General features: G+C 69.5%; 10 protein-coding genes. 1 reads left to right on the top strand and 9 read right to left on the bottom strand.

Annotation, left to right across the window (positions count from 1 at the left end):
* Positions 1–33: 33 nt before the first annotated feature.
* Positions 34–2229 carry a malate synthase G gene (locus tag HQ325_RS22005; RefSeq protein ID WP_222632440.1) on the bottom strand — a complete coding sequence of 732 codons (2196 nt, stop codon included), beginning with the start codon at positions 2227–2229 and terminating at the stop codon, positions 34–36.
* A 152-nt stretch (positions 2230–2381) separates the two neighbouring features.
* Between HQ325_RS22005 and HQ325_RS22000 the strand changes: the two genes are divergently transcribed.
* Positions 2382–3257, top strand: a complete 876-nt coding sequence (locus tag HQ325_RS22000; protein WP_222632438.1) for an aldo/keto reductase — start codon at positions 2382–2384, stop codon at positions 3255–3257.
* A 9-nt stretch (positions 3258–3266) separates the two neighbouring features.
* Here HQ325_RS22000 and HQ325_RS21995 read toward each other — a convergent pair whose 3' ends face one another.
* From HQ325_RS21995 to HQ325_RS21960, 8 genes are all read right to left on the bottom strand, one after another.
* A complete protein-coding gene (locus HQ325_RS21995) occupies positions 3267–4160 on the bottom strand; it encodes a 3-methyladenine DNA glycosylase (RefSeq protein ID WP_374107252.1) in 894 nt (297 codons plus the stop codon).
* On the bottom strand, positions 4157–5245 hold the full coding sequence (locus HQ325_RS21990; protein ID WP_222632437.1) for a hemolysin family protein: 1089 nt from the start codon (positions 5243–5245) through the stop codon (positions 4157–4159). Before HQ325_RS21990 ends, HQ325_RS21995 begins: the two co-directional genes overlap by 4 nt.
* Positions 5238–6635 carry a hemolysin family protein gene (locus tag HQ325_RS21985; RefSeq protein ID WP_222632435.1) on the bottom strand — a complete coding sequence of 466 codons (1398 nt, stop codon included), beginning with the start codon at positions 6633–6635 and terminating at the stop codon, positions 5238–5240. The genes HQ325_RS21990 and HQ325_RS21985 overlap by 8 nt, the downstream gene beginning before the upstream one ends.
* A gap of 356 nt (positions 6636–6991) precedes the next feature.
* Positions 6992–8428 carry a GuaB1 family IMP dehydrogenase-related protein gene (locus tag HQ325_RS21980; RefSeq protein WP_222632433.1) on the bottom strand — a complete coding sequence of 479 codons (1437 nt, stop codon included), beginning with the start codon at positions 8426–8428 and terminating at the stop codon, positions 6992–6994.
* A gap of 58 nt (positions 8429–8486) precedes the next feature.
* Positions 8487–9350 carry a DMT family transporter gene (locus tag HQ325_RS21975; RefSeq protein WP_308014581.1) on the bottom strand — a complete coding sequence of 288 codons (864 nt, stop codon included), beginning with the start codon at positions 9348–9350 and terminating at the stop codon, positions 8487–8489.
* Between the two features lie 8 nt (positions 9351–9358).
* A complete protein-coding gene (gene gndA / locus HQ325_RS21970; RefSeq protein ID WP_027505429.1) occupies positions 9359–10807 on the bottom strand; it encodes an NADP-dependent phosphogluconate dehydrogenase in 1449 nt (482 codons plus the stop codon).
* 64 nt (positions 10808–10871) lie between these two features.
* Positions 10872–12413, bottom strand: a complete 1542-nt coding sequence (locus HQ325_RS21965) for a DEAD/DEAH box helicase (protein WP_261778613.1) — start codon at positions 12411–12413, stop codon at positions 10872–10874.
* A gap of 283 nt (positions 12414–12696) precedes the next feature.
* A complete protein-coding gene (locus HQ325_RS21960) occupies positions 12697–13650 on the bottom strand; it encodes a M56 family metallopeptidase (RefSeq protein ID WP_222632431.1) in 954 nt (317 codons plus the stop codon).
* Positions 13651–13690: the final 40 nt, after the last annotated feature.

Below are 13690 nucleotides of genomic sequence, written 5' to 3'. Positions count from 1 at the left end.
CCGTCCTCTCTCGTGCTGCTCCCGGCCTCCCTGTCAGGATGCCTGGTTCGCAGCCTGGTTCTCAGCAGCCTTGTACTCGCGACGGCGCGCGTGGAGGATCGGCTCCGTGTACCCGTTCGGCTGCCGGGTTCCCTCGAGGATGAGGTCCTTGGCGGCGTTGAAGGCGATGTTGGAATCCGAGTTCTCCGCGAGCGGTCGGTAGGTCGGGTCGCCGGCGTTCTGCCGATCGACCACCGGCGCCATGCGCGTCAGGGAGGCGACGACGTCCTGCTCGGTCACGATGCCGTGGCGGACCCAGTTGGCGAGCAGCTGGCTCGAGATGCGCAGCGTCGCACGGTCCTCCATGAGCGCGACGTCCTCGATGTCCGGAACCTTGGAGCAGCCCACGCCGTGGTCGATCCACCGGACGACGTATCCCAGGATCGACTGGCAGTTGTTGTCGAGCTCGCGCTGCTTGTCCTCGTCGCTCCAGGAGGTGTCGGCAGCCAGTGGGATCTCGAGGATGTCGTCGACCGTGGCGCGGCGAGCCTTCGCGATCTCCTCCTGGCGGGCGAAGACATCGACCTGGTGGTAGTGGGTGGCATGCAGCGTGGCCGCGGTGGGCGACGGGACCCAGGCGGTGTTCGCACCCGCGCGCGGGTGGCCGATCTTCTGCTCGAGCATGTCGTGCATGAGATCGGGCATCGCCCACATTCCCTTGCCGATCTGCGCCTTGCCCTCGAGGCCCGCCGCAAGACCGGTGTCGACGTTCCAGTCCTCGTAGGCGGCGATCCACTTCTGCTTCTTCATCTCGGCCTTGCGCACGACGGCTCCGGCCTCCATGGAGGTGTGGATCTCGTCGCCGGTCCGGTCGAGGAAGCCGGTGTTGATGAACACGACGCGGTCCTTCGCCGCGAGGATGCAGGCCGCGAGGTTGACCGTCGTACGACGCTCCTCGTCCATGATGCCGACCTTGAGGGTGTTGCGGGGGAGGCCCACGACGTCCTCGACCCGCGCGAACAGCTCGTTCGTGAAGGCGACCTCGTCGGGACCGTGCATCTTGGGCTTCACGATGTAGAGCGAGCCGGTGCGGCTGTTGCTCAACGCGACGTCGTCCCGCAGGCTGTGCTTGCCCGTCAGGGACGTCATGATGGCATCGAGAATGCCCTCGGGGATCTCGTTGCCGTCCTTGTCCAGGATCGCGTCCGTGGTCATCAGGTGCCCGACGTTGCGGACGAACAGAAGCGACCGGCCGTGCAGCACGAGGTCCGAGCCGTCCAGAGCGGTGTAGACGCGATCCGGATTCATGGTGCGGGTGAAGGTCTTCCCGTTCTTCGACACCTCCTCTGCCAGATCGCCGCGCATGAGGCCGAGCCAGTTGTGGTAGCCGAGCACCTTGTCGTCGGCGTCCACGGCGGCGACGGAGTCCTCGAAGTCCATGATCGCGGTGACCGCGGACTCGAGCAGCACGTCCTTCACGCCCGCGGCGTCGGTGCTGCCGATGGGACTCTCGGCGTCGATCTGCAGTTCGAAGTGCAAGCCGTTGTGGACGAACAGGATTCCGGTCGGCGCGGACGGCTCACCCGTGTAGCCGAGCAGCGCTTCCGGTGACGCGAGACCGACGGTGTCGCCGGAGGACAGGGTGACCGCCAGGGCGGACCCGTCGACGACGTACGACGTGGCGTCCGCGTGCGAGCCGGACGTCAGCGGCACCGCGTCGTCGAGGAACGTGCGAGCCCACGCGATGACCTTGTCGCCGCGCACCTTGTTGTAGCTGGTGCCCTTCTCCGCGCCGCCGTCCTCGGAGATGGCGTCGGTGCCGTAGAGCGCGTCGTACAGCGAGCCCCACCGGGCGTTGGAGGCGTTGATCGCGAAGCGTGCGTTGAGGACGGGGACGACCAGCTGCGGGCCGGCCGTCGTGGTGATCTCGGTGTCGACGCCCTCGGTCGTGATCGCGAACGCGGCAGGCTCGTCCTGCAGGTACCCGATCTCCTGCAGGAACGCCTTGTACTGCGCGCGGTCGTAGCCGGCTCCGGGGTGCTCGGAGTGCCAGGCGTCGAGCTTGCCCTGGATCTCGTCGCGGGCCTCGAGGAGCGCCCGGTTACGGGGCGCGAGATCCTCGAGGAGGGACTGCACACCCGCCCAGAACGCATCCTGATCCACACCCGTGCCGGGCAGAGCCTGCTTCTCCACGAACTCGTGCAGCACTGCCGCCACCTGCAGATCGCCGACCTGGACGCGTTCCGTCATCACAGCCCCTCACTTGACTCTCGCCTGTCGCGGCGTCGTGCCGCGCTGGATCGCCCCGATGTTACCCAGTGGTAGTACGGAGCCCGCCGGTGGTGGCGCGCGGGACGACCACGAGCAGGAATACCTGCGACCGCCACGGCGTCGTACTCGCCATGACGACATCGACGACTTCCCGCCCCGCCGACGCGAGCGGCACCTTCCTGCTCGGTGGAGACCTCGAGATCACCCGGCTCGGTTACGGCACCATGCAGCTGCCCGGAGAAGGCGTATGGGGGCCGCCGCGTGACCGGGACGAGGCGATCCGCGTGCTGCGGCGATCGGTCGAGTTGGGCGTGACCTTCTTCGACACCGCAGACAGCTACGGCCCCGAGGTGGCCGAGGACCTGCTCGCCGAGGCGCTGCGTCCCTACGCCGACGACGTCGTGATCGCGACCAAGGCCGGGCTCACCCGGCAGGGCCCCGGGCAGTGGACCCCGGTCGGTCGTCCCGCATACCTCCGCCAGCAGGCCGAGTTGTCGCTGCGCCGTCTCGGTGTGGACCGCATCGACCTGTTCCAGCTGCACCGCATCGACCCGGACGTCGCGCTCGAGGATCAGGTCGGCGAACTGAAGGCGCTGCAGGACGAGGGCAAGATCCGGCACATCGGCCTCAGCCAGGTGTCCGTCGAGGAGGTGACACAGGCGCAGAGGGTCGCTCCGATCGTGTCCGTCCAGAACCTCTTCAACCTCACGGACCGCTCCTCCGAGGAGCTCCTCGACTGGTCGACCGAGCAGAACATCGGCTTCATCCCGTGGTTCCCGCTCGCCACCGGAAAGCTCACCGGCGAGGGCAGCCCGCTGACTGAGCTGGCCCAGCGGCACGGCGTCTCCGCGTCGCAGCTCGCCCTCGCGTGGCTGTTGCGTCGATCCCCGGTGATGCTGCCGATTCCCGGAACGTCGTCGGTGTCCCATCTCGAGGACAACGTCGCCGCCGCGAGCATCGAGCTCAGCGACGAGGAGTTCGCCGAACTCTCGGCCGTGGGCGTCTGACCCGAACCGTCAGCGCAGATCGGCGAGCAGGCCGCCGATCGCGACTCGCAGAGCGGCTCCTCGTTCCGCGATCGACGACTGGGCGCGCACGTACTCGGCGCGCCCGGTCGGGGTCTCGACACGCACGGGGGAGTAGCCGTACGCCGTGAGGTCGTACGGGCTCGCCCGCATGTCCAGTTCGCGCGCCGTCATCGACAGCGCGAAGCAATCGAGCAGCAGTTCGGACGGCAACAGCGGTCCGAGCTTCGCCACCCACTTGTACAGATCCATCGAGGCGTGCAGGCAGCCCGGCTGTTCCGTCAGGAGCCGGTGCTCCGGCGTCAGCTCGAGCGCGTTCCGCGGGACCGCGTCCGGGGTGAAGAAACGGAACGCGTCGTAGTGGGTGCAGCGCAACGGCATCGACTCCACCACCGCGTCGGTGCCCTCGTGACCGAGGCGCAGCGGCACGTCGTGACGCAGAGCCTCGTCCCCGCCGCGGTAGACCATCGCCCACTCGTGCAGACCGAAGCACCCCAGCTGCGCGGGGCGGGTGGCCGTCCGGCCGATCAGGGTGCTCACGAACTCGATCGCGGACGACCGCCGGTCGAGGAACTCGGACGACACCGTGACGCCGGGTCGCCCGCCCACGGCGACGTCCACGTACCCGGAGCGTCCGCGGTAGTCCTCGATGCCCGCCCCGGTCAGTACCGAGCCGTGACCGGGGTGCCACCGGCGCAGATGGCCCGGCTTGAGGCTGTAGTAGGTGAAGAGGAAGTCGAGCACCGGATGCGGCTCGCCGACCGCGCGCCGCTCCAGGTAGGCACCGATCATCTCGTCCACCCGCTCGCCGTGAGCGTGCCGCCGAGGATGCCACCCGTCCGGTCCGAGAACGACGAGATCGGTGTCCGACACGACGGACGTCACGGCGCGTCGGGTCCGGGGACGACGTCCTCCACGAGGTGGGTGCCGTCGCGCACCGTGCCGACGAACTCCTCGACGAGGTCCTCGAGAGCGACGATGCCGATGGTGCCCTTGCCCGTCTCCACCACGGCGCCGAGGTGACTGCGGCGGCGGCGGAGACCGGCCAACGCCTCGTCGAGAGGGGTGCGCGCGTCGATGATCGGCAGAAGGCGGACGTCCGAGCGCGGGATGATGGTCTCCGAGTCGGCCAGCGGGTCCGCCATCAGATCGAGGACGTCCTTGATGTGGAGATACCCGATCATGCCGTCGGTCTCGTCGCGGACCGGGTACCGCGAGAAACCGGTCTCGCGGACGGCCTTCTCGATCGCACCCAGCGTGGGTCCCTTGGGTCCGCAGACCACCGTGCGGGCCTTGTCCAGCGGGATGAGGACCTCCCGCACGGTGCGACCCGACGTCTCGAGAGCCTGCGTCAGCCGGCGGTGCTCCTCCTCGTCGATGAGTCCCTCCGAGCGGGACTCGCCGATCATGTCGGAGAGCTGGTCCGCCGACACCGACGAGTCCAGCTCGTCCTTCGGCTCGACGCGCAACAACCGCAGTGTGCCGTTGGCGCACAGGTTGTAGAACGAGATCAGCGGCTTCGCGACGCGCAACCACCACAGATGCACGGGCACCAGCAACATCGCCGTCGCTTCCGGTCCGGCGATCGCGATGTTCTTCGGCACCATCTCGCCGATGAGGATGTGCAGGATCACCACGATGCCCAGGGCGAGGGCGAACCCGATGGGGTGCAGCAGGGAGTCGGGTACGCCGAGCAGCTCGAACGGACGCTCGATCAGGTGGGCCACGGCGGGTTCCGCCACGCGCCCGAGCAGGATCGAGCAGATGGTGATGCCGAGCTGCGCGGCCGCGAGCATCATCGACAGGTTCTGACCGGCCTCGATGACCGTCTGAGCCCGTTTCTTGCCCTGCACCACCAGACTCTCGAGGCGGTCGCGGCGTGCCGAGATCAGAGAGAACTCGGCACCGACGAAGAAGGCGTTGAGGAGCAGGAGGACGACCGCGAGGCCGACGGCGAGAAGGTCACCCATCGAGGGCCTCCCGGTCGTGCTCGCGGACGGTCTCGGCGCGCAGGCGGACGATCTCGTCCTCCGCGGCCGGGCGTACGAGGATCCGGTCGATCCGGCGCCCGTCCATCGCGTCCACGCGCGCGACCCAGCCGCCCTCGTCGGACTCGAGGTCTCCGCTCGGGGGCGGCAGGATGACCTGGTCGCCGGCGTCGGGGATGCGTTCGAACTGTGTCAGCACCAGGCCACCGAGGGTGTCGTACTCGCCCTCGGGTGCCGCGTACCCGGTGAACTCGGTGACCTCGTCGATGCGCAGGAGTCCGGAGCAGAGCCACCCGTCGGCGACGCGTTGGACGTCGACCTCGCGGGTGTCGTGCTCGTCGCGGACGTCGCCGACGATCTCCTCGATGAGGTCCTCCATGGTGACGATGCCCGCGGTGCCGCCGTACTCGTCCACCACGATTGCGACCTGCATGCCGTCGGCGCGCACTCGTTCCATGACGGTGTCGCCGTCCAGGCTCGAGGGGACGTTGGGGACACGCTGGGCGAGGGAGCTCACCGTGGTGCCGGCGCGGCGCTCGGCGGGCACGGTGAACGCGTGCTTGATGTGGACGATGCCCACGGTGTCGTCGAGATCGCCGTTGACGACGGGGAACCGGGAGAACCCGGTGCGGGCCGCGGTGTCGATGAGGTCGGCGACCGTGTCGTCCGCGGCGAGGGTCTCGATCTTCACGCGGGGGGTCATCAACTCCTCCGCCGTGCGCTCGCCGAACTGCAGCGAGCGGTCGACGAGGAGAGCGGTGCGCTGGTCGATGGAGCCGTGTTCCGCGGAGGAGCGCACCAGCGACCCGAGTTCCTGGGGCGAGCGCGCCGAGCGCAGTTCCTCCGCGGGCTCGACGCCGAGGCGGCGGACCACCCAGTTCGCGGAACCGTTGAGACCGTTGATGGCCCAGCGGAAGACGAGGGAGAACCCTGCCTGCAGGCCGGCCGTCGCCCGCGCCACCTTCATCGGATTGGAGATGGCCATGTTCTTGGGCACCAGCTCGCCGAACACCATCGACGCCGACGTGGCGATGACGAGCGCCAGCACCAGTGACACGGCGCCGGCGAGCGAGTCGGACGCACCGAGCGCCGTGGCGGCGGGGGTGATGAACCGCGCCAGCACCGGTTCGGCGATGTAGCCGGTGATCAGCGTGGTGATGGTGATACCGAGCTGCGCACCGGAGAGCTGGAACGACAGCGTCTTGTGCGCGTGCTGGACCTGGCGGGAGCGCATGTCACCCTCGCGGGCCGCCGCGTCGACGGTGCTGCGCTCGAGTGCGGTGAGGGAGAACTCCGCGGCGACGAAGATCGCTGTGCCCGCCGTCAGCGCGACGAAGCCCACGAGGGACAGGATCGGAACGAGAACGGTCACGAGGGACACACCTCGCTGCGACTCGAGGTGGTCATCGGGGAAGCGCCGGGTGAGCCCGGCGACCTAGAGGAGCCCTCCGGAGAGAGACCGCCGGACGACTCCCCGTCGGGGGAGGGGCGGTCTCGGGACGGTCGGTCCGGGGACGGAGTGCCGGACCCGGGGGTCGGCGTCGTCGTGGGTGCCTCGGGCACCGGTGTCCTTCCTGTCGTGTGGCGTTCGCGTGGAGGCGACGCCTGCGCCGCAGAATCGGCGCGTGTCACAGCAGTACCCGCTCGGGGGCGCCGCTATCGCACACATCGTATCGTCGCCGACCCGGAATCACCGAGTCGGCGGCGTGAGCACGAGTGCGGCCGAGATCACCACCCGGACGGGAGCGGCCGCCCCTCGGCGAAGCCCGCCGCGGACTGGATGCCGAGCACGGCATCCCGATGCAGCTCCTCGAGCGAGCGCGCACCGGCGTACGTGCAGGTGCTGCGCACACCCGCGCAGATGTGATCGATGAGGTCCTCGACACCGGGCCGCTCCGGATCGAGGCGCATCCGCGAGCTGGAGATGCCTTCCTCGAACAGGCCCTTGCGCGCCTGGCCGAACGCGCTGTCCGCCGCGGTGCGTGCGGCCACGGCTCGCTTCGACGCCATGCCGAAGCTCTCCTTGTAGGCAACCCCGGCGGCGTCGACGCGGAGATCTCCGGGCGACTCGTGGGTGCCGGCGAACCAGGACCCGATCATGACGTTGGAGGCACCCGCAGCGACGGCGAGCGCGACGTCGCGGGGATGTCGGACCCCGCCGTCGGCCCACACGTGCTTGCCCAGCTCGCGCGCCGCGGCGGCGCACTCCTCGACGGCCGAGAACTGCGGACGGCCCACGCCGGTCATCATGCGGGTGGTGCACATGGCACCGGGGCCCACACCGACCTTGACGATGTCCGCGCCGGCCTCGATCAGGTCACGCGTACCCGCTGCGGACACGACGTTGCCGGCGACCAGGGGCACGCCCAGATCGAGTGCCGCGACGACGGCCAGAGCATCGAGCATCTTCTGTTGGTGGCCGTGGGCGGTGTCGAGCACCAGGACGTCGGCGCCGGCCTCGACCAGGGCGGCGGCCTTCGCGCCCACGTCACCGTTGATGCCGACGGCGGCGGCGATGCGCAGGCGTCCGTCGGCGTCGGTGGCGGGACGGTAGATGCCGGCGCGCAGCGCACCGGTGCGGGTGAGCACTCCCGCGAGTGCGCCGTCCGGTCCGGTCAGCACGGCGAGGTTCTCGTGCCGGGCCTCGAGCTGCTCGAAGATCTCGCGGGGACTCGTGTCCACGGAGGCCGTCACGAAGTCCTCGTCCATCACCGTCGAGAGGCGCGCGAAGCGATCGACGTCCGTGCACGCCGCCTCGGAGACGATGCCCACGGCCGTGTCACCGTCCACGACCACGACGACGCCGTGGGCACGCTTGGGCATGAGGGCGAGAGCGTCGGAGACCGAGTCCTCCGCCGTCAACACGACCGGGGTGTCCGCCACCAGGTTCCGGCTCTTGACGAAGGAGACCGTCTCGGCGACGGCTGCGGTCGGCAGGTCCTGCGGGATGACGACGATGCCGCCACGCCGCGCGACCGTCTCCGCCATCCGGCGGCCGGCCACGGCGGTCATGTTGGCGACGACGATGGGAATGGTGGTCCCGGAGCCGTCGACACTCGCCAGATCGACGTCGAAACGGGACGTGACCGTCGTGTGGTTCGGGACGAGGAACACGTCGTCGTACGTCAGGTCGTAGGGCGGGCGCTGGTCGCGAAGGAAATGCACGGGACGCCAGCGTACGCGACCGACGGATATATCTTGCGGCGGCGACGTCGAGGGTGGGTCAGACAACCGGGGCGGCGTCGTCCGCGCGCCCCTGCTCCCGCGAGAGAACCACGGTGGTCACGATCATGACGATCACGGCGGAGGCGACGACCACGCCGCGCAGTCCGTCGAGGCGGAGCCGTTCGTCGAGCACCACGATGCCGAGGAACACCGCCGCCAGCGGCTCGCACACGGTCACCGCCGGCAGCGACGCCGCGAGCGGACCGGCCTGGAAAGCACGCTGCTGCAGGTAGAAGCCCGAGACTCCCGCGGCGATCAACGCGTACGTCTGCCACGCGGTGAGGGCGCCGAGCAGATCGGACTCCACCAGGTCGGTGACGTACTTGGTGAAGGCGACGGCGACGCCGAACAACAGCCCACCGCCGATTCCGAGCAGCAGCGCCGCACGACCGGGCTCGCGCGTGAGCACACCGGCGACAGCGCCGACCAGCGCCACCGCCACCACGGCGGCCAACGGCAGAGCCCACACCGACAGCGGCGCGTCGGCGGTGCCCTCGGTGGGATCGCCGACCGCGACGAACGCGACCAGGGCGACCGTGAGGCCCACGGCCGAGATCCAGGTGGCGCGCCGCATCCGCAGACCGGAGTACTTCGCGGCGAGGGGGAGCGCGAAGAGCAGCATGCTCACGAGTAGCGGCTGGACCACCGAGACCGATCCGACCGCCAGGGCCGCCACCTGCACCAGGTAGCCGCCCAGATCGCCGACCACCCCGGCCCACCACCGCGGGCTGCGCACGAGGCTCGAGATCAACGAGTCCCCGTCCGCGACCGCCGACGCCGCCGTCTGCTGAGCGACGGCGGCGCAGGCGAAGAGGAATGCCGCGACGAGCGAGAGCCCGACCGCGAACACGGACGAACTCACGGCGGAGGTCAGGCCTCGATCTCGGACCTGTCCTCGCTCCACAGCGTGTGGAACTTGCCGTCGGCGTCGATGCGCTCGTAGGTGTGCGCTCCGAAGAAGTCGCGCAGACCCTGCGTCAGCGCGGCGGGCAGACGCTCGGCGCGCAGTCCGTCGTAGTACGACAGGGCGGAGGCGAAGCCGGGCACCGGGATTCCGAGGAGTGTCGCGGTGGACACGACGCGACGCCAGCTGTCGACGGCGTTCTCGACGGCGTCACGGAAGTACGGCGCCAGCAACAGCGCGGGCAGTTCCGGGTTCTCGTCGTAGGCGTCCTTGATGCGGTTCAGGAACCGGGCCCGGATGATGCATCCTCCGCGCCAGATGGTGGCGAGATCGCCGGGGTGCAGATTCCAGTCGTACTCGGCCGAACCGGCGGCGATCTGATCGAAACCCTGCGAGTAGGCGACGACCTTGGAGGCGTACAGCGCGGAACGGATGTCCTCGGTGAAGGTCTCGATGTCCTCGGGCTTCGCCGAGAGCGTTCCCGACGCCAGACCCTTGGACGCCTCGCGCTGGCCGCGCGCGCCCGAGAGTGCTCGGGCGAACACCGCCTCGGCGATGCCGGTGACGGGGACTCCGAGATCCAGCGCGGACTTGACGGTCCAGCGACCGGTGCCCTTCTGCTCGGCGGCGTCGACGATGACGTCGACCAGCGGCTTCCCGGTCTTCGCGTCCTTGTGGGCGAGCACCTGCGCGGTGATCTCGACGAGGTAGCTCTCGAGGTCGCCCTCGTTCCACTGCCGGAAGACGTCGGCGACCGCGTCCGGATCCATGCCCAGCGCGTCGCGCAGCAGGTTGTAGGCCTCACCGATGAGCTGCATGTCGGCGTACTCGATGCCGTTGTGCACCATCTTCACGAAGTGCCCGGACCCGTCGGGGCCGATGTGGGTGCAGCACGGGGTGCCGTCCACGTGCGCCGAGATCGACTCGAGCAGGGGCCCGACCGACTCGTACGACTTCGCGGGGCCACCGGGCATGATCGAGGGGCCGTTGAGTGCACCCTCCTCGCCGCCGGAGATGCCGGCGCCGACGAAGAGAAGGCCGCGGTCCTTCAGCGAGGACTCGCGGCGGATGGTGTCCGTGTAGAGTGCGTTGCCGCCGTCGATGATGATGTCGCCCTCGTCCATGACGCCGGCGAGTTCCTCGATGACCGCGTCCGTGGGATCACCGGCCTTGACCATGATGACGACCTTGCGTGGCTTCTCCAGGCTGGCCACGAAGTCCTCGATGCTCTCCGACGCGACGAAGGTGCCGTCACTGCCGTGCGCGTCGAGCAGAGTCTGTGTCTTGGAGTAACTCCGGTTGTGCACCGCGACCACGTGTCCGTGGCGGGCGAAGTTCCGCGCCAGGTTGGACCCCATGACAGCGAGGCCGGTGACACCGATCTGGGCGAGAGGTGAAGAATCCGAGGAAGTCATTCCCCCAGCTTTCCCTGCCCGGCCCCGACGCGAAAGTCGGGGCCGGACAAGGACGGGAGAGCTGTCAGTCGCGCGCGGTGCCCGCAGCACGGCTGCGGAACCCGCCGGTGCGCGAAGCCGTTGCGCCCGTGCGGTTCTCGTCGCGGCCCTTGTAGCCACCGGTGGACTCACCGCCGCGGTAGCCGCCGGTGCGGTTCTCGTCGCGGCCCTTGTAGCCACCGCTCGACTCACCGCCGCGGTACCCACCCGTGCGGTTCTCGTCGCGACCCCGGTATCCGCCGGAGTCGCCGCCGCGGTAGCCACCGGTGCGCGGGGATCCCGAGGCGCCGAAGCGCGAGGGGCCACTGGGACGCTCGCGACGCGGTGCCTCACGCACCGGCTCGCCGGACGGAGCCTTGGCTCCGGTGATGGAACCGAGCTCCACCGAACCGGGGGAGACGTCCACCGAGGTGACCTTCACCCCGGCCTGGCCGGTCAGCCGGCTGATGATGCGGCGCTGGTTGGGCAGCGCGATGGCGACGACGGTGCCCGCCGCACCGGCACGTGCCGTACGGCCGGCGCGGTGCATGTAGTCCTTGTGATCCGCGGGCGGATCGACGTGCACGACCAGGTCGATGCCGTCGACGTGGATGCCGCGTGCGGCGACGTCGGTGGCGACGAGCACGGGGGTGCGGCCGCTCTTGAATCGGTCGAGCACGCGGGTGCGCTGGTTCTGAGCCTTGCCGCCGTGCAGCGACTCGGCGTGGATGCCGACGGCGCGCAGGCGATCGGTGATGCCGTCGCAGCCGAGCTTGGTGCGGGCGAACATGATGGTCCGGCCACCCTCGCGAGCGGCGATCTCGGACAGGACGATGTCCTTCTGTCCACGGCCGACGTTGAGGATGTAGTGATCCATCGACTCGACGGCGGCCTTGCTGTCACCGGTCGAGTGCTGGACGTGGTCGGCCAGGAACTGGCGGACCAACGACTGGACCTCGCGGTCGAGCGTGGCGGAGAACAGCATGCGCTGGCCACCGTTCGCGGTCTGTCCGAGGATGTCGCGCACCTCGGGCAGGAAGCCCATGTCGGCCATCTGGTCGGCCTCGTCGAGTGCGGTGATCTCCACGGCCTCGAGGACACAGGTGCCCTGACGCAGGTGGTCGCCGAGGCGACCGGGGGTGGCGACGAGCACGTCGACGCCGCGGCGGAGCTGATCGGCCTGACGGCCGAAGGGGGTGCCGCCGACGGCGGGGCGCACGCTCAGCCCGAGGACGGTGGCGTACGACTGCAGCGAGTCGACGACCTGGAAGGCGAGCTCGCGGGTGGGGACCAGCACCAGTGCGCGGGGACGCTTCGCGGCGGGCTTGGTGCCGGTCGACGCCAGGCGCGCGAGCATCGGCAGGCCGAAGGCGAGCGTCTTGCCCGATCCGGTCTGTGCGCGGCCGAGGACGTTACGGCCGGCGAGGGCGTCGGTGATGGCCATCTTCTGGATGGGCGAGGGAACGGTGATGCCGTTCTTGGCGAGTGCCGCGACGATGGCCGCGGGAAGTCCGAGATCGGAGAACGTGGTCTCGGATGCATCGGGAGTGCTGGTGGCAGAAGCAGAAACGGGGGTGGCGCTGGTCAACGCGGTGGTACCTCTCGGGTTGCAGGCGCGTCGGTGCACAGCAACGATGAATCACCGCGCAGCGTGACGAGCCAGGGCACACATCACCTGGTCATCGATGCGCAAGCGGAGCTCGGGCGCAATGTGAGGTGTCTTGTCACCGGTACGACTCCATGGCGTCCACGAGGGAACGGATCGGAGCGACGGCGAAATTTGTGCCATATCGACTAACGGATGGTTCTCTTGAACCACTGGTGACACTACGCGACGTGTGGTGCGGATGCCGACTCGTGTGAGCCAGTAGTCACGAACCGTGTCGCGCGAGGCGCGTCAGCTCGGTCAACCACGGCACTGCGACGTAGATGGTCGGCACCACGAGGATGGCTGCCGACGCGAGATAGGCGAGAGCCGCCACACCGGGGGTGGAACCGGGAGTGGCCAACCGGCGCACCCGCACCAGCGTGCTCGGCCCACCCGCGGCCAGCGCTCCCCGCGGCGCCGACGATCCGGAGCAGGCCACGAGAGCGCGGGCGAGGGGGCGAGGACCCGTGACGCGCACCGCGGAATCGTCCGCGAGCAACTCGACCAGCAGCTGCACCGACCCCAGTGCGGACCGGCTGCGTACGACGTGCGGGAACGCCTGGTTGACGGCCATGAACGCCTCGAGAACGAGATCGTGCCGCGCGCGCAGGTGAGAGCGTTCGTGGGTCAGGATGGCCGCCAGCTCGTCGTCGTCCAGGTTGGACAACGTGCCCTCGCTGACCACGACGCGTTGCCGCAGTCCGGGCAGGCAGTAGGCGATGGGGTCGAGGCTCTCGAGGACCCGCACGTCGGTTCCGTGGGCGCTGGTCTCACCCGCGCTGCGATCGAGGATGTCGACCAGCGTGCGGTGTCGCGCACGCCGTCGCCGGGTCTTGATGGCCACCAGGGACGTGGCCCAGACGAGTCGCGCACCGATGACGAGGGTGATCGCGAGCACCGTCACGTAGAGGATCCACAGCGGGAGGCCGAGGGCGTCGATCTCGGCCGTCGGCGCCGTGGTGGGCCGGCCGTCCGGTCCGGGGACGAGCAGCTGGCTTGCGATCGCGAGACCGGAACTGAAGGCCGAGAGCACCGCGGCGAGTGCGATCGCCTGCCACAGCACCAGGGCGGCGCGCGGTGTCCGGTGCGGCCACGTCGCACGGGACAGCATCGCGGGAACCGGTCCCGTCAGGATCAACGCGAGTACCGCGAAGACCAGTGCTGTCGGTGCGTTCATGTCCTCACCGTCGTGTGGGAGGGAGTGTCGAGGGTCGAGA

The sequence above is a fragment of the Rhodococcus sp. BP-349 genome (genome assembly GCF_019835845.1).
Lineage (GTDB): Bacteria > Actinomycetota > Actinomycetes > Mycobacteriales > Mycobacteriaceae > Rhodococcoides.
This window is presented reverse-complemented; position numbering and strand designations above follow the sequence as displayed.

Coding starts and splice junctions, on each gene's coding strand:
- HQ325_RS21960 (WP_222632431.1), bottom strand. CDS start 13,650: ATGAACGCACCGACAGCACTGGTCTTCGCGGTACTCGCGTTGATCCTG.
- HQ325_RS22000 (WP_222632438.1), top strand. CDS start 2,382: ATGACGACATCGACGACTTCCCGCCCCGCCGACGCGAGCGGCACCTTC.
- HQ325_RS21990 (WP_222632437.1), bottom strand. CDS start 5,245: ATGGGTGACCTTCTCGCCGTCGGCCTCGCGGTCGTCCTCCTGCTCCTC.
- gndA (WP_027505429.1), bottom strand. CDS start 10,807: ATGACTTCCTCGGATTCTTCACCTCTCGCCCAGATCGGTGTCACCGGC.
- HQ325_RS22005 (WP_222632440.1), bottom strand. CDS start 2,229: ATGACGGAACGCGTCCAGGTCGGCGATCTGCAGGTGGCGGCAGTGCTG.